Genomic DNA, 24119 nt, shown 5'->3' with positions numbered 1-24119 from the left:
GTTGACCTCACAATCCGAGTTCGATGGTTTTTTCAGGGACATGGGTGAGTTGTGGCTTGGGCGCTGAGCCATGCTTTTCAGGCTCGACCCGCAGCGAAGCGGGATCGATGGCGAAGGGATCGGCGCGATTAGTCGTGTGCGTTGACGCGGCCTCGCCTGCACCTTTCGCGGTCCGGTTGGCTTGGCCGGGCAAATCAACCGCCTTTTCGCCGATGTGTTCGAGTGCGCTGGCTTTGTCGCCGGGATTGGCCTCGATCGAGCGAAGCAACTGGTCGCGATCGTTGGTGAAAATGGTGATGTCGTCGCGAACGCGGGTGGCCATCACATGGGTCAGGCGCTGACTGGACAACTGCCGTTCCGCAGAATGCATGACCCCGATGCCCTGATCGGTGGTCATACCTTGTGCCTGGTGCATGTTGATCGCGTAGGCGAGCCCCATTCGTGAGAGCATCCTGTCGCCGTGCGCGAGCAACATGTTCACACCTTCACTTGTCCGAACCTCCACACCCTCACGTGTGATGCCGACGATCTCGGCCTCCGCGGAATTGAACATCCCGCGCGTCTTGTCGTTGGCGGTCCAGCGGACGCGCTCGCCTTCGTGGATGCGGATCGTCTCGCGCTCTGACAGGCTGAGCGACTCCCGCTTGTCGTTGGGATCGAGCCGGTCAGGGCGGAAGCTGTGGCGCCGTCCGTCTTCGTCGCGCAGGACGACACGCCCGGTCTTGGTGACCTCGACAATCCGGTATTGCCCGCGCTCGAGACCGCCGGGCCGAGCGTTGCCGCTGACATCAAGAAGCAGCCCCGCCCGATAGGTCCTGGCGTACCGCAGTTCCTCGCGGGTGACATTGACGCTTTCGACGCGCGCAAGTTCAAGTCCCTCGCCACGGAGCGTTCCCTCAGCCCTGAGGCCGTCTTGCACGAAATTATTGAGGAATGCCCGGGTGTCGCGGCCCGACGCGTAGAGGGCGGTGCGGGTGCGGTCTTCGGCGGACAATTCGAGCCATTTGCGCGCCGCCGCCTCGCGAAAGTCTACCCCTGCGCTTACCACCCGCTCGCCCAGCACGCGAAAGGCGCCACCAAAATGACCCGTGCGGGTCATAGCGGCGACAGCCTTCATATGCTCGGTGCGTTGGCGCAGGCTGACATCCATCCGGGCCATGGCGGGACGATTGGCCTGGACCAGGCTGAAGGCCTTGCCCGCATCGATTGGCTGCAACTGGGCGCGATCACCGATCATCACCAGGCGGCTCACGCCCATCGTGTTGGCGATGGTCACGAGGTCATTCATCTGCTTGTTGGCGACCAGCGAGGCTTCGTCGAGAACGAGAACCGTGTCCTGCAACGTGGCTTTCGAGGCCTCGAAGGCTTCACCTTTGCCAGCAAGTGCCCCGCGCAGATGATCATTGACGAAGGACGACAGTGTCTGGGCCGGGATCCCTGCTTCGTCCTTCAGCATGGTGACCATCTTGTTGGCCTGCGCGAGGCCAATCACCTGTTTCCCGTCCTCTCCCAATGCCGCGGCCATCGCCGAAATGAGGGTTGTCTTGCCAGCACCAGCGACGCCCTGGATCACGACCACCCGGTCCTGGCTCGCCAGGGCAAGAATACCGGCGTCCAACTGTTCCTGGCCGAGCGGCCGCTCCCCGGCCTTGTCCTGCAGGCGGGTGGCTGCGACATCCGCAGCCATGATCGGTTGACTGCTGCCTCGGCCAGCATCGATACCGGCGAGCAACCGACGTTCTTCGGCGATGTGCTCAGGCGTCGTGACATGCGTGATGGCGCCGTCGCTGCGGGCGGACTTGCCAAAGACAAGCTGGCCCTTGTCCGCCAGCTGCTGGACGCGCGCCTCGACCGCCTCGATGGTGACGCCCTTGATGCCGAGGTCGAGCGCAGTTCGAGACACCTCATGGATCGGAAAGGCCGCCTCGCGCTGGCCAAGGATCCTGATGGCTGATGCCACAGCCATTTCAGCCCCAACCTGCGAGGCGGACATGCCGAGGCGAGCGATGCCGCTGGTGACCAACGGATCGCCCGGGCCCAACCACTCGGACAGCCGCTCGGCCCATTGTGCGAGCACGGCCCCGATCTGCCGGATGGCATTGAGCCCGCCAGCCCCTCGGCCCGCATCCGCAGCCTGCGCCTGAGCCTCGGCCACCAGCGCCTGCCCATCAAAACCAAGCCCGGCCGCTCGCTCCCCCCATTCCGCGCGAAGGGCTCCTCGGTCTTCGAGATTGACCTTGGCGTCGCGTGTTCTGACGACAACCGCATCGCGTCCTTGGGGTGTGGCGATGCCGATCTCGGCAGCCTTGGCGAGCACCTCTTCGCGCCGCTGGCTGAATTCCCGAATGACAGCCAGCGGCACGCCATCGATTTCGAACTGGCCGTGCTTGCCGGTGAGTTCGGTGCGGTAGCCAAGCTCTTCTACCAGGGTGCGCAGCGCCGCATGATAGACGCTGCCGATGATCGAATTGTTCTTCCAGAGTTGATCGTTGTGGAGCGCTTGCCATCGCTCGCCCACCTTGGTCAGGTTGGCAATGACGACATGGAGGTGCGCCTGTGGATCGAGCTTGCGGCTCGTGTCGTGCTGGAAGATCGCATAGGCAAGATTGCCGGTCTGGACCGGATCACCCTTGGGGTTCTCGGTATAGACCCGCCCCTCGGCGAAGTTCTTCTCGACCCAGCCCATAGTCTGGCGGACCGCTTGCAAGTGCGCGTCGAGCAGACGATGGTCACCACCCACATAGGCGAGCACGCTGGCGGATTTGGGCATCGAGAATGTGAGATCCATACCGGCGCGGCGGCGCTCGGGATCGCCAACCTGCTGGCCTTCGGGCAGCCGGCCGTTGAGCAGGTTTTCGAATGCCAGCTTGTCCACTTCGCCAACCAGGCCGAGCTCAGCCGCTGCCAGTCCGCCCCAGGCGCTGACCTCGCTGGAGTGTTCGCCGACGTAATAGTCGTCCTTGGCGAAGTAGGAGGCGGCACCGCCAGCGGAGCGCACGGGAGCGACCGACAGCATCGCCTACATTCCCATGTCCAGATCGTCGTCGATGCCGGGTGCCGACTGTGGACCGTCGATTCCCGCCGCTGGACGGTGATGCGCTGGTCGCTCGGCGGGGTCGGCATAGGCCTGGCCGGTGCGTTCCTCGATCGTGATCTGCTGCTCTCGCCGACTTGAAGCTTGCGAGGCATCTTTTGGTCCGACCTCGGTTTGGCGGTCATCTTCATCTTTGATGCGGTCACGACCATCGTGCGCGCCCAAGCGCCGATTCTGCCGCTGGATGTCTCTCCATTCGCGTTCGGGAGGCTTGGCTGTTGGCGTTTCATCCTCGTTTCGCGGTGTGGCTGGCCCCTCGGCGCGTGTGTCCATTTGCTGGTCGGTGGCCGTGATCTCCCTCGCGCTGATTGAAGCAGCGGCGTCACTGTCGGAAGTGCGTTGATCGGCGGCTTGTCCATCGACCGCGGCCGCGCCTTTGTCGCGCAGCGAGGTCGCGACTGGAGCCGGGCCGCCATCACCGCCATCTGCCGGCTGACTTTCTTGCTGCGGCACATAGGCCGCGATCTGCATTTCAGACTTGCGCTGGAAGGGCTCGGCGATCGCGGGATAGTCGGTCCATTCGAGCTTGATTTGCCCCGCCGGGAAACCTTCAGGGAATTTCACGAAGCCGTGGAGCGAGGGAAGATTCATGATGTCGTCAGCGATCACGAGCGGCTTGATGTCGGTGCGCGGGGTGATGGTCGCGGCATCGCGCGACCGGCTCGCGCCGATCGAATAGGCCTCGTCGGTCTCGCGTAGCTCGTGAGAACCAATGACGTCCGAACAGAATTCAGCGGTGGTCTTGTCCGCCGTAACCAGCATCAGCTTGGTGCGAGCCAGCGAGGCAAGGTTGACTGCCCCTTCCTTGCCATAGGTCTCCGAGAGTTTGTCGAAGCTGTGCATGCCAAGGACGAAAGCACCGCCAAAGCCGCGCGCAGTTTGCAGGCCGTGCTCGATGGCCGGCAATCGGTGAAGCGCATGGACCTCGTCGAAGAGAAACCACATGCGCAAGTTCCGGGTACGCGTCATCCCCATCAGCGAATTGACCGCAAGGTCCATCCACAACGTCAACAGAGCCCGATTGAGGGTAAGATCGCCGTGGGTCGATGTAATGAAAAGGATCGAGCCAGGGGGAGTATCGCCCTGCACCCAGCGTCGGATCGAGAAGGAGGGCGGGCCACCCGGGACCGGGTCAGGCAGGAAACGGATAGCCTGCGCATTGGTGTTGAACACCGCGCGAATTGATTCTGCCATACGCGCCGCCTCTACCGCTGTCAGCGGACTGGCGATGGTATTGGCGAGCCGGCGATGCACTTCCTTGAGATCGGCTTCCATCAGGTGGTGGGCGATAGCGCCGTTCGAGGTCTCGCCGCTCGCCGCCAGCTTGATGCACATTTCGACGAACAGCGTGCGCGCCGCCATCGCCCAGAAGGGCTCAGCGTTGGCCCCATCGCTAGGGACGAGCGCGGCGGCGGCCGAAATATAGTCGGCGTAGTTCTGGCAATCGTTGAAGATGGTCCACGGCGGGCACCGCTTGTCCATCGGGTTGAGGATGTGGTCGGTCTCCGGGCGATAGAAGGCCTCCACGAACGCACCGGTAAGATCGAAGATCACGCAGCGCTGTCCGCGCTCCCGGGCCTCAACGACGATGTTGCGCAGCTGCGTCGTCTTGCCCGCGCCGGTCGTGCCGATCAGCATCGCGTGGGTCTGCTCAAGCCGCCAGGGATAGGGAACGCCGGCTATCGTATAGGGGACGTGGATACCCAGAGCCGTCCGGGCGCTTATCGGCAGTGCCGCAACCGAAGCCGGATCCAGATCAGGATGCGAAGCCGCAAGCTCAGTCCTGAATTCCGCATCATTGTGCGCAGAGATTTCTCTGGCCAGGACGTCGCTGGGCAACAGCATGGCCCCGCGCTCGTGGCGCTCTTTGAGGATGTCAGTGCCGATCTGCTGGGACAGCTTGACGAACCAGGTCGCCAGCGGGCTGGTCAGAAAACCGGCGGCACCCAAAGCGACGACAATGCACCGCAGAAACTTGGTCCAGGCCCAGGCGACATCGGGGTAATCTGGCACATCGCCGATCGCCATGGGGACCAGAGTGTTGTCGGGCAGAGTGAGGTTCACGACATGCGTTGGGTCGAGATCGACCAGGCTCCAGAAACCCGCGAAGATGCGCATCTCGACGAGTTGCACTTCGTGCTCGTGCATCAGGAATGCGAGCAGGAGAACGAAGAACAGCGAAAAGCTGGCGAGCGCTGCGACGATCGGCCAGCGCAAGCCTTCCATCATCATCATGTAGCGCAGGCGAATGAGCTGGGATCCTCGGGTGAATGCCCCCACGTTGCGCACGACTTCGCCGCGCGCGGACTGGTGCTCGACAACGACCGCTCGACGGTCGAAGCGGATGTCATCCTTCCGAGGCATGGAACTTCTTCAGATGGTCGACAGCGAGGTCGAGGAGACGGTCGGAGTCTTCCGGCGCGAGCTTGGCGATCACCGTATCGAGCGCCAGGCTGGTGAACTCGAGGATGGTGAGAATGCGGGCAAAATTGATCCGGTGCCCATTCTCGGCAAATGGCAGCGCGATATCGATCAAGCCTCGAACCACGAAGGCTTGGGGCTTGCGCTGCTGCTTGGCGAGGGCTTTGATACGCTGGTATTGCGACGGACTGATGCTCAGCCCACATTGAACAAGGCGCGCCATGGCGGCTCCTTAAAAGAGCAGCCTGATCCGGTTATCGCCTGAGAATCTTACAGCCGCCCCACCATTTCTGCAAGGCCATGGTCATACCGGAGCCGGAATGGAGCCCTTTATGCCATTCCTCAGGCGGAATAGATTTTAGCAATGTAAATCAGATATCTAGGCGATCATAGAAGCACAAAGTCCGTCAAAGAGGCTGTCACGACGAATTATTCTCCAGCAGGAATAATGATTTTTTGGTATTCCTGATGAGGAATGATCGCCATATATTGCTGCAATATAGAAATGTTTTTTATACGCTCTCTGCCTATTTGTTTTGCGGGAGCCCGCGTAGGGTGTGCTGCGTCAATAGGAACTCGGGTCGGTCTCGATTGATGCCGGGGGCTCAGCGCCCGCATGTTGGAAACGGGGTGGCGCGGCGGCGCAGGCCCGCCGTGAGGCGGTGCCCATGCGTGCGTTTTCGCCCGCCGATTTGGCACGATCGCCAGGGGACAGTTATGCGCTTTTGGGCGTGACCCAGTTCTCGACCGGCGCGATGAACTTGCCCGGCGCGGGTTTGCCGACGTTGACTCGGTCGGCGGTGACCATCTCGCCGGTGGCGAGATGAAACGTCACCCAGGGCTTGGGCATCCGCTGGAAGGTCATCTTCTGGATGGGCTGGCCGGTGGCCGAATTCCTGATCGTTGCGATGATGCTCATCGGCCGCCCATAGGCACCGGCGACAATGTCATTCAACACCGCCGGGTTGGCTCTCCACGGAAACGGACGGATGGGGCGGTGCCCGCCGTAGCGTGGAATCGACGGCTCCCGAGCGATCCGGTAATATCCTCGTCGGCCGATACATCGGCGGTCGAACGGTGTCGGCAGAACCATTGTTTCCGGGAGACACACGGTGCGGGAAAAGACATCCATGCCAAGCCCGCTGGAGATTGCGCGGGCGCTGACGAGCGTGCTCGAGGCCAAGCTCGCCGATCCTTCGGCAGAGCGGATCGAGCTCTCACGCGGGGAGGCGGCTTTGTGCCTGGGCGTGATCAACGGCGTTGCTGAAAACCTGACCGCCGGGACGGGAAACGGCTCCTGATACAAGCCGCATCGCGGCAGGTGCGCGGCATGGGGTGGGCTTGCCCCGCCCCTACGCCGCGTACCTCCTGCCATCGGAAAAAGAGATGGAGGACGCCGCCGAAGCGGCGCCCTCCATCTGTCTTCAGGCAGCGACGCGCTGGTGGCGCAGGCCAAAGGCGTGGTGGGGCACGCCCGCCTCACGCACGCGGGTGAGCAGGTTCGCCTGGATGCCGGAGCCTTCGCAGACCATGGCGTGGACTGGCTTCAGGTTCATCAGTTGCTCGTTGCGCAGAAAGCCCGCACGCTTGCCCAGCGCCCGGTTGAGGGTGAAGCGAACGGTCTTGACGCCACGTGCCGCTGCCCAGGCGTGAGCGATCTGATCGCAGCCCTTATGCTGGGCGGTGGTCGCCAGGATCAAGTTGGGAATGCGGACATGGGTTTCGTCGAGCGCATCCCAGAGCAGTTCGTGGTCGTGCCAGTCGGTGCCACCAGAGAAGATCACCACCGGGCCGGTCGGCGCGTGATCCTCCCGGCGCTTGGCAGAGCGGGCGGCGAGGAAGTCGCGGGCGTCAATCTGGCTGGCGGTAAGGCCCGATGAGACCCGGCTGCCCCTGACGGTCGAAAACGGACGGCCGGTCTCGACGCGGTAGATCTCGCCTGCGTAGTCGCGCATGGCTTCCATCGCCTCGCGGCAGTCCATCAAGGTCTGGCAGATGCGCTGCGTCTCTTCGAGTTCGACGGCATAGATTTCCGAAGGGTCGAAGGCGCGGGCCATGTCGCCGAGCTTCTTGCTGGCTTCATCCTCGCGCTTCTCGATGCGCTGCGCGGTGACGTGGAAGCTGTTGACGAAGCCCCAGACGATGTCCTGAGCGAATTCCTCCATGCGGGTGCTGCGCAAGAGATCGAAGATGGTGCCGATCGCCATCTCCATCGCACCGCGCGCGGCCTGCGGATCGGGCATATCGGTAGCCATGGGTTCTTCGTGGACCGAGAGTTGAGCCATCGAGCCCTGCTCGGCGAATGCTGTGTCAAAGCCAGGGGTTTCGATCTGCTCGCGGTAGAAAGCGGAGAGAGCTTCAAAGCTGGCGAATGCTTGCGTCATGGTGACCTCCAGAAGGTTTCTTGTTCGTCATCTTCGTGATGACGGGAGGTCGGGGGGCGAACCGGACCAGCTTGTCAGGGACGTTGACCGGGAAGCTGGCTGCGGTGGAGCATCGCGCCAGAAAGTGGGGACCGGTTTTTGGCATCAGCGATGCGACCACGAAGCGCAGCCAGACCCCGGTTGACGCCGCGAAGCGGGGCGTGGGGGAGCCGATTTTGTGGTGGGCTGGCCCGCCGCAAAATTGGGGGAACCGCGCATCCTTGAGCAAGCGCCAGGCCGGTTTGCCAAACTAGGACTACGAGAGAGTGTGTTGTTGGTTATGAGGAAAACACTACGGTGCCTCGGGCAACCCGCGCCAGTCGATCGTCACCCGATAGGGCCGAGACCCGACAAGGGGCTCGGTGGAGCCCGCTCGCGGGCGGAATAGAGCGCGGTGACCGTGCCGCGGGCGCGGGCAGGCGTCCGTCAAACTGACAGCAGATCAATTCGACAGAGGGCCAATATCCAGATGAAAGCCATGGAGACCTTCGAGCTGCCCCCCGCCATTGCTCGCTTGCTCAAGGCCAGAAACAGCGTTCGCCAGCACTATGAGGGGATTTTGCGCAAGCAGGGAAGCCACGTCGAACTGAAGTTCACCCTCGACGGCAATCTGGTTGGCGACATCGGTGAAGCCATCGCAGCCGAACTGTTCGGGGTGACGCTGGTCGCAGCCAAATCGACCGAAGGGATCGATGGCTACGCGGCGGATGGCCGCACGGTTCAGGTCAAGGCAACCGGGACGAAGCGTGGCCCGGTGTTCCGCAAAACAGAAACGCGAGCGCATTACCTGCTGTTTTCCTGCCTCGATTTCGAGAATGCGAGGGGGACGGTCGCGTACAACGGGCCGGAACATTATGTAACGCGACACTTGCCCGAGACTTTCTCCGGGCAGCGCATGGTGAGCCGTGCCCAGGTCAGGCGCGCAGCCGAGGAGGTGCAGGATCACGAAGGCCTGCCCCGCCTCCAGGTGGATTGGGGCGGTCGGGGTTCAATCACCCCGCCGACGGCATGAGCGTCCGCCCAGCAATTCTCGAGCAGCAGGAGCAAGGGCCGAGTCCATTTGTCCAGCAGGTCAAGGATGGGAGCGTTGTCTGTTGACCAGGTGGGTGGCTCCGTCAGGAGCCACCCACCGGCGGCGCATTCAATGCACCGCAACCACGTCGATGAGCAGACCATCCAGGCTGTCGATCCCGCGCTCGCTGGCAATCAGGCTCCAGGCGGCGACCAGGTCGTCGAAATATTCGGCATCGACGAGGGTTTCGGCGCGGGCTTCGCCGAACTGGCTTTCTTCCCAGGCGAGGCTGTGCGCGGCGTCGGTGGAAGAGGCGATGGCATTGCCGAGATGCGCGGCGATATCGTAATCGGTGAGATGAGCCGATTGCGCCCGGATGCGGGCGACCATGGCAGGGTTGGTGACGGTGATGCCGTTGGTGATGCAGGCGACGTCATCGAAGTTCGAGAAGTGCAACATGGGCCGTGCTCCTGAAGGGTGCTTGACAACCTTGGGGGCGGCCCATCCGGGCCGCCCGTCAGGGGTCAGAGGAACTCGATCTCGTCGGCGACGATGTCGGTGTTGTAGAAGGTGCGGCCATCCTTCTCGTTCTTGGTGTAGCGGATCTCCCCGGTGACCAGCAGCTTGTCGCCCTTCTTCTTGTGGTTGGCGATCGACTTGGCCAAACCGTTGAAGGCCTTGATGGTGTGGAACTGGTCGTAGGTTTCGGGATAGCCATCCTCGCCCTTGACCACCTGGCCGTCCTTGATGACCGGGCGTGAGGTGACGAGGGAGAAGCTGACCCCGCCCTTGGTATCGGTGCCGAAGCGGGTGATGTCGGAGGTGATGCGGCCCGAGAGGAAAACCTTGTTCATGGGAAGTCTCCAGATCTTACCGGCGAGCCTTTCCCGCCGGGATGAACTGAAGCGCAGCCCGCGATTGAGGGGGCGCGGCACCGGAGCAAAGCGGAGGGGAACCTCCATTTTTCGAGTGGTGCGGGCGCCGGCCTGAAAGGCCGGTAACTCGGTCGACAAATGGGGGTTGCCGCGCCCCCGCGCGGGCGTAGTGTTCATCCCTTCTCTGGCGGGATGGATTGCCGGTCGGGTCGCCCGGAGATGCCAACAAGGGTCAGGCTCCCTCAGGTCGCCCACGCGCTCACTGCGTCACCTGTTCCGATACCAAGGATTTGTTGTTCGGGGTTCTCGGACCCGGGGCCGGTCAGACGGCGCCAGACCGGGGTCCGGAGCATGGCTCTGCACCCGAGATCTGCGATCAACTCATGAACAAGGGCCGCCTGCGGCCAAGCTGATCGGCGACCAGAGTGGCAAAGTGGATTGGTCGCCGGATCGGTGCGGCCACTGGACGACAGTTTGGCCGAACCATGCTGCCAGAATCAGCGTGCCGGCTGTCGCAGTTCAGCCCCTTGCGGCGGTCTGATTGTTAATCGGATCGTCCGGGTCGAGGCATTGCAACGCATGCTCGATGTGTACGGCGGCCAGGAGTTCCCCGGCCTCCTTAAGCCGCGCGTTCAGCACGGCAAGCGACTGGGTAGCGGCCAGTCTTTCCGATGGTGTGAGCGGTCTTTGAGGCTCAGTCATAGGAGGCAACCTTTGGCGGATTCGGTGAGAATATACGGCATATTGCCCTAACATTACGAAGGTTCATTAAATGCCCCTTGGTGGGTTAACGCACCGTAGCCTGCAATCGTTCGTCGATCCGACAACCGGCACCACGGCACAGTGGTGCCCAAGTCGTTGGATGGAATGTTGCTTACATATTATAGTTGATAAACTCAAAGTATGTAACGGTCGATCGTCCGGCGCATGGACATGCGTAAACTGGTTGGCCGGAATTTCGCGCGCCTGCGTCGAGACCAAGGTCTGACTCAGGAGCAGGTCGAGGAGCGTTCGGGCTTCAGTCAGCAATATCTGAGCGGCCTCGAACGTGGCCGACGGAACCCGACGATCATCACGCTCTATGAACTGGCGCGCGCCCTTGGCGTAAGCCATGTCGAACTGGTGCGGCCAGATGCCGACGCCTGACGGCGCCCTGCTCCCCGAGCGCATCGAGCAAAATGAAAAAGGCGACCCGTCGCAAGACGGGCCGCCCAGGCATCAAGCATTCGAAATTCGCGGCGATCAGGCCGCTTTGGCAGAGCCGGGTTCGACAGACCCGAACGGGGAAGCATCCTCGCCGAAGCCGGCATCGTCGCCCGCGAAGCCGTCGTTGGCCGCTCCTGCCGTCATGCCGTCGCTGAACATGCTGGTGACGCGGCGACGCGGCCGCGACCAGGCGACGTTGAGCGAACCGTCGTCCTGCGCGAACAGCGCGATCGAAAGCGGCGCCTCGAAGCTCGGATCGTCGATCTGGCCCTGGAGGAAGGTGCTGCCACCGTTGGTCGCGGTCTTCTCCCACAGGCCGCCGACGGCCAGGAACTGGCCACTCTGGCCCCGCACCATGACGTCGAACTTGGGGGCGGCGGGATTGCTGGACTGGACGGGACGCAGGCCCACGGTGAGATCGAGCGCGGCAGTCTGGATCTTGCCCAGATAGGCACCGGCGGCATTCTGCTTCAGCTGACCGATATTCATGTCCTTAGTCTCCTCGGATGACGGCACCCTCTTGCTGCTTGGGCGCCGATGGGGTTCACACTGCTGTCTTCGGCGACTTCGCCTTCGACACTCATCCCCTTCCACCTCACGCTCCCCCGCCGCGGCAGGCCTGCCGCGAGACTGTCCTCGAAACCGTGTCGCCGAGGAACGTGCGAAAGGACGGGCAAGCGTCAGGCCGCGCGCGGGAAATCCCGGTTATCGTTGGCGTGATCCGGGAAGGCCCCGCTCCGACGGCGGCCCGACGCGCCCAGGCAACGTTGTAGCTGCCATCATTCTGGCGGAAGGCGCTGATCGCCAGGGGATGCAGCATGGATGGATCGTCGATCCGTCCTTGCAGGAAGCATTCGCCGGTAGCCTTCGAGGTTTGCTCCCACAGCGCGCCAATCTGGACAGTCGCGCCAGCGGGATTGCGGGCGCAAAGCTCGAAGGCGGGTGCCTTGGGGCTCAGCGACGAAACCGGGCGCAGCGCGAAGCGCATGGCGACCGAAAGCGTAGCGATATTGCCGGTGAGGACGCCGTTGTCGGTGGCGCGAATAGTGCCGATATTCATGTGATGGAACTCCTTGATAATGTGCACTGGCTCCGTAAATGCGGTTGCCGGGAGTGCGAAAGTGCAAGCTTTGGCCCACGCCCTCGCCACCACATCAGCTCCCCCTCTTCGCCCTTCCCGCATCAGCGGGATAGCAGCTGGGATCGCTCAATTGCGCACGCGCGCATGGTAATGGGGCGTGTGGAGGCAGCAGATGTTTTCGGGCGACCAGCGCAGGTGGCCGCCCGACAGGAACCGGCCCTCGCTTGGCACGACGGTGACAGCGCCCACCGCGGCAACGTCATGAAAGGTGCCGTTGATCGGATCGAGGGTGGCGACCCAGCAGGTCTCGAAAGTCACCGGCCGGTTCAGGTCGAGCCCGACAAGGTCGGGGATCGGCACAACCGCGTAGAGACAGAAGAGGAACGATGTCGAACAGGCGTTGTCGATCAGCTCGACCAGCTGTTCGGGCGTAACAATCGGCGCACGCCGGCGCCGTAGCCCGGGTGCCAGGGGCCTCCACGCCGCATGCCGGTTGCGCGCCAGTTGGCGAAATTGGGTCATCGTGTAGCCGAGACTGGCGAGCGCGAATTGCAGGTTGCGATCGATGACCAGTTCGCCGGCATCGGGCCACGGTCGGTGGGAGGTGATCAGGCTGTCATCGAGCCAGCGCTCGCAGGTGAAGCGAAATAGCAGTTCGCAGCGATCATGGCTGGCGAAGAGATCAGCGACGGAGCTGTTGTCGCGCATGCATGCCGCCTCTTCCCAGCCTTCACGGATCAGATCGAGGGCATCGTCGAGATCACCGCACTGCTGCGCCTCGGCCAGACCCTCGCGCAGCGGCCCGGAGACCTCGTGATACCAAGTGGACCAGAACTCGGCCGGGGGGAATTCCGCCTCCATGGCGTCCTCGATGGCGTCGCCGTCGTAATGGGCATCGATGATGCGTGCGGCGAGCGCGTTCAGGGATTTGAGCGACCAGCAATCGGACCGGTTGCGCCAGTAGCGCGTGTGCGGAAAGGCCTCGGCAAGATCGCCGAGCCAGCGTGAGCCGGCTTCGGTTGCAAGGAATTGCTCGGCCGTAACGCCGTGAGCGGCGGCGGGAAACGCGGGAGCGCTGTACATGGGCTTTGGACCTCCAGAGTGAATGCGCACCGCGCTTCCCCTCTCTCCTTTGGCCCGCTCGGTCAGCCGCGCGCGCTCGACGTGGGCTTGGGCCGCACGATCTCGCCCCAGTCCGCATAGGGCAGCGGACAGGGATAGAGCGACGCAGAATCGCCCGCCGTGCGCCGCCGCGCCACGGCGGTGCGCGCGGCCATGCGTCCCTCGATGTCGTTGTCGGGCAGCAGTACGAGTGCATCAGTGCCCAAGCCGATGTCGAAGCCGGTAAAATTGCGCAGGCCAAAACAAGTGCCGGCACCGCGACCGGTGAGTTGCCAGAAGGCGCAGGCGGTTTCGAAGCCTTCGGCAATGAACAGGGTGGGTCCGGTCTGCCGCGATGGCCACGTCCCGCCTCGTGATGCGCCGAGCATCATCCGTCCGGTCCGCTCGGCGGTATCAGGATCAAGGAGGAGCCGCTGGATCGCGATCAACGTATCGCCGCGAAACACCCCCACCAGCAATGCCGGATGAAAGCGGACCGCACGCCCTTTGCCCACGGGGCATTGATCCAGGAAGCGGACATCGGGCGGCAGAAAATCAATCCCGCGCTGATCGCGCAGGTAGCGCTCGGCAAGTGTGCCGGCGATGGGCCCGGCCCGGTTCCAAAGCCGGCGGAACGGCGTGTCGTGGGCGCGCGGTGGCCGTGGCACGGCGACGGAACGCGGGAGCGGCACGCCCATAACCTCGCGGATCGCCCGCATCACTTGCGCGCCGTCGCAGCCAGCGAAGCAATGGACGAGAATGGTCTCGCGCCCTTGGCGGATCGAAAGACTGGGCTCGTGATCCAGATGGGCCGGGCAACGAACCATGGCGTAGCGCCCGTGCCAGCGCCCACCGAGCTGCTGGACAAGCGCCAAAGTGCTGGGGGTCGGAACGTACTCCAAGATGAAGCCTCCGTGGCAAATCTGAGAATTCGTGACACGATTCAATATTTGTGGCAAATGATCGCCATTGCGCCACACGGGGTGCGTTGGAGTCCCGCCATGAACCAACAGGTCAGCATCACGCCCAACGGCCGGATGAGTCTGCCCGCCGAGATCCGCAAGCGGCTCGGCGTTGCCGGTGGCGGCACTCTGGTGGTCGAGGAAACCCCCGATGGCGTGATCTTGCGGACGGTCGCGCAGTCGATCGCGCATGCGCAAGGACTGGCGCGCAAATATGCCAGGCAGCCGGCGGCTTCGGTCGACGCGTTCCTCGCCGCGCGCAAGGATGACAGCGGCGAATGAGCAAAGTCGTTCTCGACGCGTCGGCCCTGCTGGCGCTGCTCCATGACGAACCCGGCGCCGCCAAGGTTGCCGATGTGCTGGCGGGCGGCCGTATTTGCGCGGTCAATCTGGCGGAAGTGGTGAGCCATTTCATCCACCTCGGCATGCCGGCTCATGAGGTTGACGCGATGCTCCATCCGCTGCCGGTCACTGTGATCGCGGCTGATGATGGACTGGCCAGGATCGCGGGGCGCCTTCGCGGTGTCACGGCCTCGGCCGGACTGTCGCTTGGCGACCGCTTCTGCCTCGCGCTTGCGGAGCGCGATGGCTTGCCCGCGCTTACTGCCGACAAGCAGTGGCGGACAATCGCCGATGCGGTTGGCGCAAAGATCGTGGTGATCCGCTAGAACTCAATTCCGGCAGTGCCGACAGCCTGACCCGTCGCAGCAATCGGCCCAGGCACTGATGTGCAGGGCCGATCCGTCGCGAAAGCGGGCGGTGACCCCGACCGCGTATTCGGTTTCCGAGGCGGCCCGGTCGAGTTCGAACTGCCAGTCCCGCTCCAGCACATCCCAAACCTCGTAGACATTCACGAGATCGCTGAAATGCTCAGGGAATGAATAGACCGCAAGATCGGCGATGGTGACCGCGGCACCGAACCGTTCCGCCTTGCGGTCGACCGCAAGGAACGCGCCCATCAATAGTCCTCCGGCAGTAGGATGGTGATGACGCGCGTGGTCTGCGCAGCATCGGCCGGATCCTCCGAGCCGAACTCCATGGCTGCATCGAAATAATCGATCTTGAGCCAGACCTTGTGCCCCAGGAACTCGATCACCGCGAAATCGCGCTCGGGGCTATCGTCCGAAAAGGTGCAATGGCGGAACGCCGCCATCAACTGCGCCTGCAACAGGATCGGCTCCTTCGGCGCGCCTTCGGCTTCGGCAAGCCGTTCGAGGCAATTGCGGGTAATGACCGTGCGCGCGGTGCGATCGAGGCCGAGACGGGCCCGGTCGTTGAGGCGGGCGATCTGTTCGAGACGCAGGACTGCGTCCGCTGGCGTGGCGGTGGCAAGCATGGTGGATCTCCGTGAGATGGAAGTCAGCCGACCCGCGTGAGCAGGTCGGAGACGGCAGGGTCGATGGCGAAGCCGAGCGCACTCGCCAGTTCGACAGCCGCCTCGATGTCAGCATCGGCAAGCGAGAACGATGCCGCAAAGGCGGCCAGAGTATCGTCGGGCTTGGGATTGATGCCGTGGAGCTGACCAGCGGCAGCCGTGACGGCAAATGGCCAGCAATTTGCAACGCCGACGATGCCCTCAGGCAGGATCAGCAGTGTATCGCCGCTGTCGATCCGCTCGTCGGTTTGGGTTGCATCATAGGCGTTACCCGTGCTGGCAAAGCCGTGATAGCGGCGGGCGAGAAAGGCGAAGCGTTCACTGTCAGTCAGCATGACGTCGAGACCTTTGGCGCGAGCGGAATTGCTCGCCCTCCCGCTCCCGCTTTCCTCTCGATTGGCCGCACGCAGTTACAGCGGGAAATCTTCAAGGCTGGTCACCAGCCCGTCGAAATCCTCGTCTGGCCCGAGCACATCAGTCATGGTCAGGATCGTCTCGAAATCGACCCCGTGATCCAGGGCCAGGGTTTCCAGATAGCCGAACCGGTCGATTGCCCCGTCGGCCTGATAGCGATCAAGCGGGATGGTCCTTTCCCGGTTCAGGCGCTCGATCGTGGCGAGCGGAATGCCGCGGACTTCCAGGCTGGGCATGGCGGTGCTCCTTTAGGCGAGCGAAGATGCTCGCCCTCCCGATCCCGCTCCTCTTCCGCATCGAGCGGCGGAGATGGCACTGTGCAACTGATCGAATGCGGCTGATCTGGCCGCGTCGGGGCCATGTCGGACCGCAAGGACAGCTTCACCCGCCGAAAGCAGTCGCGAGGCCGCTTGCTGAATGCGCAGGTCCGCGCGCACAGCGTCGATGCGGGCGATCTCGATGGGGTCGGTGATCGTGAGTTCCTCGAGGGTGACATCGCCGCAGTCATTGCACCACTGGTTGTCGAATTCGCCGAGGAGGACGCTCTGCTGGAGGACGACATCCCAACCCGCGTTGGCGTCGTTGCCACAGCGGTCGCTGCCGCAATGCGGGCAGCGATAGGCGAGATAGCCCTCCATCACGCGATTTCTCCCAGCAGCGCGCCAAGCGGTGGGAGTTCGAGCCATCCGGGCGCAACGCTACCTGTGTAAGGAAGACGCACCGCATCAGCCTCGCGCTGGGTGAAGACCGTGGCCGCCTTGAGCGGCCCGAAGCCTTCCGCGTTGTTCCAGAAAAGCAGGCCGCAAGCCGGGTCTTTGACCACGGCGACCAGATGCTGACGATCGAGATCCTGACCAAGACTGTGCAGCGGAACAATGCGTTCGGCATTCACTTCGACAAAGCCACCGCCGAAGGAATCGACGCGCATCCGCGAACAGGTTTCCGCCCAGCCAAACCGGAATGGCAGTCCCGATGGCAGCAGGATGCGGAGCAGCCCTGCCATGGCATAGGGATCGACACTATCGCCGCTGACGTCGAGGATCGCACCGCCTTCGTTCGCGGGATCAGGCGAGCAGGTGATCTCCGCGCCATGGCTCGGATAGGTCTCGTCACTGAACAGGGTGGTGAAGCGCTCGAAGGGCTGGCGGGGATCATTGGCGGGAAACAATTGCCGGAAGCGTTGGGAGCAGGATGCCCAGAATGCCAGGGCTTCCTCGGGATTTTCGAAGCCCGTCTGGATCGCGTCAATCACATCGTCGATCTCGGGCAGGATTTTGGCTTCCGCCGCATCGACCCTCAGCGCGAATGCGGTCTGGGTGTAGTAATCAGCCATGGTCGGTGTCCTCGTCAGGATGCAATGGGGACGAAAGGTCTGCTCGCGCGAAGTTCGGCGAGAATTGCGCGCAGCGGCGCCTCATGTTCGAGCAGCGCGTCGAGACAATCTGCCGCGCTATCGGCGAAGGTCGGATGATCGGGATCGCTCATGTCGAGGACGTGGACAACGTCCTCGATCAGGCGCAGCAGGGTCGGCGCACGCGCCATCACGTTCAGATTCGTAAGCGCTTCCTCGAAAGGCCGGGCGCCGCTTTGGCGCACGGTCGCGATGAAGGCGCGATCATGCTGGATGGGATCACCCGAAGTGATGTCTCCCACCCAGTCGAAGGGCCAATCGGCAGTGCTGCGGCGCAAGGCGCCCGCTTGCCAATCGCCGGGGGTCGGTCGTCTGGTCATGGAGTTCTCCGCAAAGAGGAAAATGCGCAAAGTGCGCCTTGCTCAGGCTGCCAATGGCAGCGGGTCGGCGGCAGCCTTGTGCGCGGCGTGGATCCAGTCGGCAGCTGCCTGCGCCTGTGCCGCTGCTGTGAAGATCGCCTTGGGATCGTGGCGCAATGCGCCGAGCCAACTCGCCAGGTAAGCAGCGTGATCGGGGCGCGGAGTATAGGCAAGGCCGAGGTCGGCCATGAGGTAGGATGCGCCGAGCTCGGCCACGAGCTCCTCGCGGGCGCGGATGCTGCGTTCCTTGTGATAGTCGCGCAGCGTCTCACGAGCTAACCTGTCCACATGTCCACTCGCGTGGGTGACCTCATGGTAGGTCTCATCCATATCGCGTCCTTTCTGTCCTTTCCCAATGATCAAATAGGACACATATCCTTGGCCCCCTCTTCTCTGCCGGACAGGGAGGGCCCGAGGGCCCTCCCTGTCCGGTCGAAATCTTGGAACCCGGCATGGCGCAGCTTTTGTTCTCGACGCCGGCGTTCCGACCGGGCGGCACATCCGTAGAGGGCGCCCCGATCCTTCTCGACGCCGGGATGCGGCTGATCGAGCCGGCTTGCGCGTGGCTGATGCATGTTGCCCTGGTGCGAGGCCGAACGCGAAGCAGCCAGACCTGGCGAACGTATGGCGAAGCGCTCTACGACTGGTGGCAGACGATTGAGGCGAACGCTTGGACATGGGATTCGGTGGGCCCCGGCGAAATGGCAGCGTACCGCAACCAGATGCTCCGGCCCCAGGGCGTCACCGGAAAGCCGCTGGCCCGAAGCACGATCAATGGCCGATTGCGGACAATAGGCCGGTTCTACCGGTGGTGCCTGGGGATGGGCTTGATCGAGCAAATCCCGTTCGCAACACAAGACCTGGCGTTGTCGCGAAACCGCCCGCAGGGTTTCCTTGCCCATATCGACGTCAGTGGCGGTCACCAGCGGGTTAATGAACTCACGGTGCGACACGTACCGATGTTGCCACGCCCCCTGTCGCCGGACGCGATCAGGCGCATCATGACAGGCCTATCGGCACGGGACAGGCTGATCATCGAGTGGGCGGTGACAACCGGCATCCGTCGTATGGAAGTTGCGGGCCTATCCATACATCAGCTCCGGGGAACAGCTTTGGAGCCGATGACCCCGGTGCAAATCGACCAGACCAAAGGCGGCCGTTCGCGCATTGTCTATCCGTCCTCGCCGCTAATTGAGCGAACCCGGGCCTACATCCGTGAAGAGCGGGCCGTCGATTTGCGCAAAGCACGCGGAGCGAGCTCGAAAATTGATCCCCACGCGATCTTCCTGACCAATCGGGGTAAACCGATGGGAGCCCGCAGGGTGGGCGCCATGTTCAAGGTAGCCGCGGAGAATGCCGGTGTGCCGGCGACGTTTCACGCCCTGCGACACACATTTGCCGCAGCGATGCTGCGGTTTCTGCAACGCGAGGCCGCGACCAATCCCGAAATCAATCCGCTACTCACGCTGCAAGTGTTGATGGGGCATGCCGATCTTGCAACCACGGCAATCTATCTGCGCGTTGTGGAAACCGACCTGTCGGTGATCGAGACGTCAGTGGACGATCTTTATGCGGCGTTGCTTTAATGGGTCGACCCCGCAAGGATTATCGGGTCGTCGCGACACCCGAACCCGTGCCTGGCAATCCGGACGCGCTCATAGTCAATATCATCGGCCCGGGCGGAGAACCGGAAGAGTCCTACGACTTCTCGGTGTTCACCAAGCATGCCGAAATGGCCGTGGAATGGGCGCTCGCATTCCGCCAGCACTATGCGGACCTGAGCCCGGTTAGCCGCTACCAGGCATTCAACCGGATAAAGTTCTGGTTTGAATTTGTTGCCGACTTCAGCGAGCCCCTTGTCGCCACGCGCGACATCGACACGGCGGTTCTGGGCGCATTTATCGCATGGCTCGGGACCAAACCGTGGAGCAAGAGCACACGCTATTCTGCCTGGTCGATCGCCAAACAGCATCTTGGATGGCTGCAACGCAACCGGCCTGATCTCGTAAATCCCGACCTTGAGATCCCGTTCAACGCCTTCCCCCGAAAAAATGCAGAGTCGCGCCCGCGCGAAGCGCTGAGCCGCCAGGAAATGGAACGGGTTCTCGCCGCAGCTCGAATGGAGATCGAAAACGCCTGGACATTGTTCAAGGAAGGCCAAAAAGCACTGGCTCGCGTCGATCGCGAGGCGATTGCGGCAGAGCCGGATCTTGGTAGGCTCAATCTTCGGGACCTCGGGGTGATGCTCGCCGTCATCGAAGATCGCTTCGGCGGCCTGCCTCCCAAGGTCCTCGATATGGTCCGCAAGGGCGCCGGGCTCAACCGGCTCAATCTGGCGATCACCCGATCCGGTGGCATCGCTGGCGTCGCATCCCGGCTGTTTGCACCACCCGAAACGATCGTCGCCTACATGATAGCCATTGGCGCGCAGACATATGCCAATGCCGAAGCGCTCAGAATGCTGCGCCGTGATTGCATGAGCGAACACCTGCTGCTCGAAGGACGGGTACTGGTGAGCTGGCACAAAGGCCGTGCTGGCCGGGAGCAACGGCGCAGCTTTTTGAGGGACAAGAGTTTCTCGGTCCCGGCGCTGATTGATCAGGTGTTGGCTCTGACCGAGAGGCTTTTGTCGCACGCGCCGCAGCGCGATCGCGATCTCTTGTTCCTCACCGGCGGGGTCCAGGCGTCGCGGACCGTTGGCATCATTCCGGGATATCTGGCTGCATCACTGACGAGACGGTTTGTTCAACGCCACAAGCTGCGTGACGACAGCGGCAATGTGCTGAGATTGTCGCTCGGTTCGCTGCGCGTGTCGGGTCTGACGCTTGCGCACGAGCGTTCCGGGTTCGATATTCTCAAGACACAGGCGCTTGCCAACCATGCAACGCCAGACACCACGCAACGATACGTCGACAATCCGCGGGTCCGCAAAGCTCAGGCCGTGGTCATTGGCGGGCTTCAGGCCCGCTTCGTCGAAATGGTACGAGGCACGGCCGAGCCGACCGTTGCGCCGAAATCAGGTGTCGATCTGCGAAACGCGACCACCGCGGGCTTTATCTGCCGCGATCCGCTGTCCGGCATCGCCGAAGGTCAGCGCGCCGGCGAGTTGTGCACGGCATGGCTCGGCTGCTTCACCTGCCTCAATGCAGTGATCCCGCTCGACGAGGACATGCTGATCAGACTGCTCGCGACAAAGGCTGCACTCACAGCCGGTCGAACGGGCATGGCTCCGGAACGCTGGCGATTGCTTTATGCGCCCAAGCTGGAGATCCTTGAGCGCGACATTCTGCCAAAGTTCCCGGACGCCATGTTGGCACGGGCGGAAACGGCGACGCTGCCCGCACTGCCGCCAGTCGAATGACCACCAGCAAGTCCCTGCTCATGGTCTCGTCATCATGGGAAAGTGCCCCGGTCTCACCCTGGAGCCAGTTCGGCGAAGATGAATGGCGCCTCGATATCCGTACTGCCGGCCGACGCGCTGACCAAAACCGGTTCAGTTGGGCCGCGGCCCCACCCGAAAACGCCCTGATCGGCGGGGACGAGCATTCGCGGTTGATCCGCTCCGCAAAGCAGTTCCTGTGGTCGATGCAGATCGACCCACCAAACGGGCGCAAGCGCTTGGCACCGACTTCGATCCACGCGAAAGCGATGGTCTTGCGTGCAATCATTGGATGGATGGCGACCGATGGACTATCGCGTTTTGCCGACATCGACCCGCCCGCAGTCGAGCGCTTGTGTGTCTGGCTGCGCAATCGCGAGACCAACCGCAACGATGGCCGAATGAGGTCGGGGACCTTCATCGGTTACATGCTCGCTATCAAAGATCTCTATCGCCAGCGCGCAAAGCTGGATGATGCGCCTGTCGTCGATCCGCTGCCCCTCGAAACGACGTATGAGGCGGCAGGCCACACCCGTGCGTCCAAAGGCACGATACCATTTATCCCCGATCCGATCGCCATCGCGATCCTGAGCGAATCGCTGCGTTGGGTCGAGGACCATGGCGAAACGATTGTGTTGGTTGAAAACATCCGCCGGGAGGCCCGCGCTCTGGGATTGTCGCGCGGCGAAACAAGGCTCGGGTCGCGTTACGTGAGAAGAGCCCTCAGACGAGCGGCACTAGCCTGCCCGCTCGGCCAGACCTTGGCCGGCGCCTATGCGGTGCGGGCTGCCGCGGTCCATCTGGTTGAGGCCTGCTTCATCCTGATCGCAGGCTTTGTTGGCATGAGGGTGAGTGAAATCCTGTCGATCCAGGTTGGCGCGATCGAATATCGACCGATCGGCGAAACTGGATTGGAACAGGCCTATCTGGTAGCGCGGCTGTTCAAGACAGTCGACGACCCCGCAGGGCGTCTCGAGCGCTGGGTGGCTCCGGAGCCCGTCGTTCGCGCAGTCGAAATTCTCGAACTGCTGAGCGCGCCCATGCGCGAAGCCTCAGGACGGACCGAGCTGTTCCTGGTGAAGAACACGCAATACGGCGAAATCGTCCCGGTAACTCTCATGCACATCGGATGGCGGATCAACGACTTCGCGCGACATGTCGGCATCCCCGATCACGAAGGCAAGCCGTGGCCGTTCAGCACGCACCAGTTCCGCAAGACTTTTGCGCGGTTCATCGCACGTCGCGATCGCACGCAACTGCTCGGGCTTGCCGATCACTTCAAGCATGCCTCGGTGGCGATGACGGCGCGCGGCTATGTGGGCAACGACTTCGATCTTCACAGCCTCATCGATCATGAGGCCCGCGCCGAGACGGCGTCTGCACTGGACAGGTTGCTGACCGCGAAACGGCTCGGCGGCAAGATGGGCGAGCGCATCATCGCCGGAAACGCACGCTTCCATGGCCGCGCCGGTGAGCAAGTCAGGCGCGATTATATCGCGTTCGTCCTTGATGAGACGGACTTGCGCATTCATGCCTGCGATTATGGCTGGTGCGTGTTCCAACCCGAAACCGCCCGCTGCGGCGGTGAGAGCGCACCTGATGAGGCGCGGCGCACGCCAGCGGTGTGCCTCACCTGTTCAAACATGGTGGTTGAAGCCAGGCATCGCGCGTATTGGCAGGATCGGCGGGCGCGCAACGCTGCGCTGCTGCCCAATGCCATTCCCATGACTGCGGAAGTGCTGAACGAGGCAATAGGCCAATGCGACGGCATACTTGCAAAGATTGGAGACGATGGTGAGCAAGGCTGACGCACAGCACGGCAACAACACAGTGTCTCAAAGCTATCGTGCTGCGCTGGCCAGGCTGGTTCGCGGCGAAGGACGCCATCCCGATCATGCCGGGCAGATTGTGCGGATCACGCCGGCATCGGTGGCCCGCGAAGCCGGGCGCAGCCGCAACCCCCTTTATACCACCCACCGAGCCATCCTCGAGGAAATCGAAGTGGCCTCAGGAGGCGCCACGCCTGCGAGCGATCTGGCGGATCGCGTGTTGCAGCTGGAATCCGATCTCGCGCGACTGCGCGCCGAAGCACGCACGCACGCAGCTGAGAAACGTGATCTGGCCAGCGAAAATCTCACTCTGTTGCATCGTGCCCGCACGGCAGAAGCACGACTGGCAGCGTGCCTACGGCAAGCGCCACCGCCGTCCACCGGTGCAGACTGACCGGGCGATCATCGCTTCGTCAGATTGCCAGTCCAGCCTTCTCGACTGGCGTCGCGACGGGACAGTCGCGCTCGACCCGCTCGGAATAGCGATCGACCAGTTGGTCGGCGTGCGGACGGAGCAGCACGGTGAAGCGGACCAGTTCCTCCATCACATCGACTATGCGGTCGTAATAGGCCGACGGCTTCATCCGGCCGGCTTCGTCGAACTCGTCATAGGCCTTGGCGACCGATGACTGGTTGGGAATTACAAACATCCGCATCCATCGACCCAGCACACGTAAGGTGTTGACCGAATTGAACGACTGCGATCCTGCGCTGACCTGCATCACTGCCAGCGTGCGACCTTGCGTTGGGCGCAGACCTTTATACGCTAGCGGCAGATGGTCGATCTGTGTCTTCATGATGCCGGTGATCTGACCATGGCGTTCCGGGCTGCACCAGACCTGGCCTTCTGACCAAAGCGAGAGCTGACGCAGTTCCTCCACCGCCGGGTGATCATCGCCGGCCACCTGGTCTGGCAGTGGTAGATCAGCAGGGTCGAAAATGCGTGTCTCGCAGCCGAACCACTGCAAAAGGCGCGCGGCCTCTTCCACGGCGAGGCGCGAATAGGACCGTTCGCGCAGCGAGCCGTAAAGCAGCAGTATCCGCGGCGGTGGCTCCAACGCGGCCAGCCCCAATGCGGGGCGACGATGGGCGTATTGCGGCTTCAACGCGGGCAAATGATCGGGGTACGGCAAATCGCGCAGGCGGGTCATGCAATATCCTTGGAAGGGAACAGCGC

Annotated in this window: 29 protein-coding genes; 9 read left to right on the top strand and 20 right to left on the bottom strand. The window is 62.9% G+C overall.

Annotated features, from left to right (window positions below):
• Positions 1–7: 7 nt before the first annotated feature.
• The 4 genes from mobF to AQZ49_RS08375 form a co-directional block, all read right to left on the bottom strand.
• A complete protein-coding gene (gene mobF / locus AQZ49_RS08390; protein WP_067614830.1) occupies positions 8–3016 on the bottom strand; it encodes a MobF family relaxase in 3009 nt (1002 codons plus the stop codon).
• A 3-nt stretch (positions 3017–3019) separates the two neighbouring features.
• A complete protein-coding gene (locus AQZ49_RS08385; protein ID WP_067614829.1) occupies positions 3020–5458 on the bottom strand; it encodes a type IV secretion system DNA-binding domain-containing protein in 2439 nt (812 codons plus the stop codon).
• On the bottom strand, positions 5442–5738 hold the full coding sequence (locus AQZ49_RS22535; protein ID WP_067614828.1) for a hypothetical protein: 297 nt from the start codon (positions 5736–5738) through the stop codon (positions 5442–5444). The genes AQZ49_RS08385 and AQZ49_RS22535 overlap by 17 nt, the downstream gene beginning before the upstream one ends.
• Positions 5739–6230: 492 nt before the next feature.
• Complete coding sequence (locus tag AQZ49_RS08375) at positions 6231–6434, bottom strand: hypothetical protein (protein ID WP_067614939.1); 204 nt, start codon at positions 6432–6434, stop codon at positions 6231–6233.
• Positions 6435–6645: 211 nt separating this feature from the next.
• Here AQZ49_RS08375 and AQZ49_RS22530 point away from each other — a divergent pair, with 211 nt between their 5' ends.
• Positions 6646–6816, top strand: coding sequence for a hypothetical protein (locus tag AQZ49_RS22530; RefSeq protein ID WP_197410978.1), 171 nt, complete (start codon positions 6646–6648; stop codon positions 6814–6816).
• A 123-nt stretch (positions 6817–6939) separates the two neighbouring features.
• Here the strand turns inward: AQZ49_RS22530 and AQZ49_RS08370 are convergent, their stop codons facing one another.
• Positions 6940–7899 (bottom strand): DUF2493 domain-containing protein, encoded by a 960-nt coding sequence (locus AQZ49_RS08370; RefSeq protein ID WP_067614827.1) that lies wholly within the window; start codon positions 7897–7899, stop codon positions 6940–6942.
• 508 nt (positions 7900–8407) lie between these two features.
• On the opposite strand from AQZ49_RS08370, the gene AQZ49_RS08360 reads away from it, so the two are divergent.
• Entirely contained in the window at positions 8408–8950 is a 543-nt protein-coding gene (locus AQZ49_RS08360) for a DUF6998 domain-containing protein (RefSeq protein WP_067614825.1), read from the top strand.
• A 129-nt stretch (positions 8951–9079) separates the two neighbouring features.
• Here the strand turns inward: AQZ49_RS08360 and AQZ49_RS08355 are convergent, their stop codons facing one another.
• Positions 9080–9409 (bottom strand): hypothetical protein, encoded by a 330-nt coding sequence (locus tag AQZ49_RS08355; protein ID WP_067614824.1) that lies wholly within the window; start codon positions 9407–9409, stop codon positions 9080–9082.
• A 65-nt stretch (positions 9410–9474) separates the two neighbouring features.
• On the bottom strand, positions 9475–10002 hold the full coding sequence (locus tag AQZ49_RS22750) for a single-stranded DNA-binding protein (protein WP_231739060.1): 528 nt from the start codon (positions 10000–10002) through the stop codon (positions 9475–9477).
• Between the two features lie 750 nt (positions 10003–10752).
• Here AQZ49_RS22750 and AQZ49_RS08340 point away from each other — a divergent pair.
• On the top strand, positions 10753–10971 hold the full coding sequence (locus tag AQZ49_RS08340; RefSeq protein WP_067614821.1) for a helix-turn-helix domain-containing protein: 219 nt from the start codon (positions 10753–10755) through the stop codon (positions 10969–10971).
• Positions 10972–11067: 96 nt separating this feature from the next.
• Here the strand turns inward: AQZ49_RS08340 and AQZ49_RS08335 are convergent, their stop codons facing one another.
• The 4 genes from AQZ49_RS08335 to AQZ49_RS08320 form a co-directional block, all read right to left on the bottom strand.
• Positions 11068–11520: a DUF736 domain-containing protein gene (locus AQZ49_RS08335; protein ID WP_067614820.1), complete on the bottom strand. Its 453-nt coding sequence runs from the start codon at positions 11518–11520 to the stop codon at positions 11068–11070.
• Between the two features lie 106 nt (positions 11521–11626).
• Positions 11627–12091 carry a DUF736 domain-containing protein gene (locus tag AQZ49_RS08330; protein ID WP_231739059.1) on the bottom strand — a complete coding sequence of 155 codons (465 nt, stop codon included), beginning with the start codon at positions 12089–12091 and terminating at the stop codon, positions 11627–11629.
• A gap of 147 nt (positions 12092–12238) precedes the next feature.
• Positions 12239–13195 carry a hypothetical protein gene (locus AQZ49_RS08325; RefSeq protein ID WP_067614819.1) on the bottom strand — a complete coding sequence of 319 codons (957 nt, stop codon included), beginning with the start codon at positions 13193–13195 and terminating at the stop codon, positions 12239–12241.
• Positions 13196–13257: 62 nt separating this feature from the next.
• Positions 13258–14115 (bottom strand): DUF7146 domain-containing protein, encoded by an 858-nt coding sequence (locus AQZ49_RS08320; RefSeq protein WP_067614818.1) that lies wholly within the window; start codon positions 14113–14115, stop codon positions 13258–13260.
• Between the two features lie 99 nt (positions 14116–14214).
• Between AQZ49_RS08320 and AQZ49_RS08315 the strand changes: the two genes are divergently transcribed.
• Both AQZ49_RS08315 and AQZ49_RS08310 read left to right on the top strand, forming a co-directional pair.
• Positions 14215–14457 carry an AbrB/MazE/SpoVT family DNA-binding domain-containing protein gene (locus AQZ49_RS08315; protein ID WP_067614817.1) on the top strand — a complete coding sequence of 81 codons (243 nt, stop codon included), beginning with the start codon at positions 14215–14217 and terminating at the stop codon, positions 14455–14457.
• Positions 14454–14843: a type II toxin-antitoxin system VapC family toxin gene (locus tag AQZ49_RS08310; protein ID WP_067614816.1), complete on the top strand. Its 390-nt coding sequence runs from the start codon at positions 14454–14456 to the stop codon at positions 14841–14843. Before AQZ49_RS08315 ends, AQZ49_RS08310 begins: the two co-directional genes overlap by 4 nt.
• A gap of 3 nt (positions 14844–14846) precedes the next feature.
• Here the strand turns inward: AQZ49_RS08310 and AQZ49_RS08305 are convergent, their stop codons facing one another.
• From AQZ49_RS08305 to AQZ49_RS08270, 8 genes are all read right to left on the bottom strand, one after another.
• Positions 14847–15134: a hypothetical protein gene (locus AQZ49_RS08305; RefSeq protein ID WP_067614815.1), complete on the bottom strand. Its 288-nt coding sequence runs from the start codon at positions 15132–15134 to the stop codon at positions 14847–14849.
• On the bottom strand, positions 15134–15511 hold the full coding sequence (locus tag AQZ49_RS08300) for a DUF3768 domain-containing protein (RefSeq protein ID WP_067614814.1): 378 nt from the start codon (positions 15509–15511) through the stop codon (positions 15134–15136). The genes AQZ49_RS08305 and AQZ49_RS08300 overlap by 1 nt, the downstream gene beginning before the upstream one ends.
• A gap of 23 nt (positions 15512–15534) precedes the next feature.
• Positions 15535–15885 (bottom strand): hypothetical protein, encoded by a 351-nt coding sequence (locus tag AQZ49_RS08295; protein ID WP_067614813.1) that lies wholly within the window; start codon positions 15883–15885, stop codon positions 15535–15537.
• A 75-nt stretch (positions 15886–15960) separates the two neighbouring features.
• A complete protein-coding gene (locus AQZ49_RS08290) occupies positions 15961–16200 on the bottom strand; it encodes a hypothetical protein (protein WP_067614812.1) in 240 nt (79 codons plus the stop codon).
• A 12-nt stretch (positions 16201–16212) separates the two neighbouring features.
• The gene (locus AQZ49_RS08285; RefSeq protein WP_067614811.1) at positions 16213–16602 is read right to left on the bottom strand and encodes a hypothetical protein; all 390 of its coding nucleotides are present in this window, start codon (positions 16600–16602) and stop codon (positions 16213–16215) included.
• Positions 16602–17297: a hypothetical protein gene (locus tag AQZ49_RS08280; RefSeq protein ID WP_067614810.1), complete on the bottom strand. Its 696-nt coding sequence runs from the start codon at positions 17295–17297 to the stop codon at positions 16602–16604. The genes AQZ49_RS08285 and AQZ49_RS08280 overlap by 1 nt, the downstream gene beginning before the upstream one ends.
• 14 nt (positions 17298–17311) lie before the next feature.
• Complete coding sequence (locus AQZ49_RS08275; protein WP_067614809.1) at positions 17312–17695, bottom strand: hypothetical protein; 384 nt, start codon at positions 17693–17695, stop codon at positions 17312–17314.
• A gap of 42 nt (positions 17696–17737) precedes the next feature.
• Positions 17738–18064: a zincin-like metallopeptidase domain-containing protein gene (locus AQZ49_RS08270; RefSeq protein ID WP_197410977.1), complete on the bottom strand. Its 327-nt coding sequence runs from the start codon at positions 18062–18064 to the stop codon at positions 17738–17740.
• A 122-nt stretch (positions 18065–18186) separates the two neighbouring features.
• Here AQZ49_RS08270 and AQZ49_RS08265 point away from each other — a divergent pair, with 122 nt between their 5' ends.
• The 4 genes from AQZ49_RS08265 to AQZ49_RS08250 are packed head-to-tail and all read left to right on the top strand — an operon-like array spanning position 18187 to position 23336.
• Positions 18187–19320 carry a tyrosine-type recombinase/integrase gene (locus AQZ49_RS08265; RefSeq protein WP_067614808.1) on the top strand — a complete coding sequence of 378 codons (1134 nt, stop codon included), beginning with the start codon at positions 18187–18189 and terminating at the stop codon, positions 19318–19320.
• On the top strand, positions 19320–21095 hold the full coding sequence (locus tag AQZ49_RS08260; RefSeq protein ID WP_067614807.1) for a site-specific integrase: 1776 nt from the start codon (positions 19320–19322) through the stop codon (positions 21093–21095). Before AQZ49_RS08265 ends, AQZ49_RS08260 begins: the two co-directional genes overlap by 1 nt.
• The gene (locus tag AQZ49_RS08255; protein WP_067614806.1) at positions 21092–22921 is read left to right on the top strand and encodes a site-specific integrase; all 1830 of its coding nucleotides are present in this window, start codon (positions 21092–21094) and stop codon (positions 22919–22921) included. Before AQZ49_RS08260 ends, AQZ49_RS08255 begins: the two co-directional genes overlap by 4 nt.
• Positions 22905–23336, top strand: coding sequence for a hypothetical protein (locus AQZ49_RS08250; RefSeq protein WP_067614805.1), 432 nt, complete (start codon positions 22905–22907; stop codon positions 23334–23336). The genes AQZ49_RS08255 and AQZ49_RS08250 overlap by 17 nt, the downstream gene beginning before the upstream one ends.
• Positions 23337–23355: 19 nt before the next feature.
• On the opposite strand, the gene arsH is transcribed toward AQZ49_RS08250, so the two are convergent.
• The gene (gene arsH / locus AQZ49_RS08245) at positions 23356–24093 is read right to left on the bottom strand and encodes an arsenical resistance protein ArsH (RefSeq protein WP_067614804.1); all 738 of its coding nucleotides are present in this window, start codon (positions 24091–24093) and stop codon (positions 23356–23358) included.
• Positions 24094–24119 lie beyond the last annotated feature (26 nt).

The sequence above is a fragment of the Novosphingobium sp. FSW06-99 genome, assembly GCF_001519065.1.
Classification (GTDB): Bacteria; Pseudomonadota; Alphaproteobacteria; order Sphingomonadales; family Sphingomonadaceae; genus Novosphingobium.
This window is presented reverse-complemented; position numbering and strand designations above follow the sequence as displayed.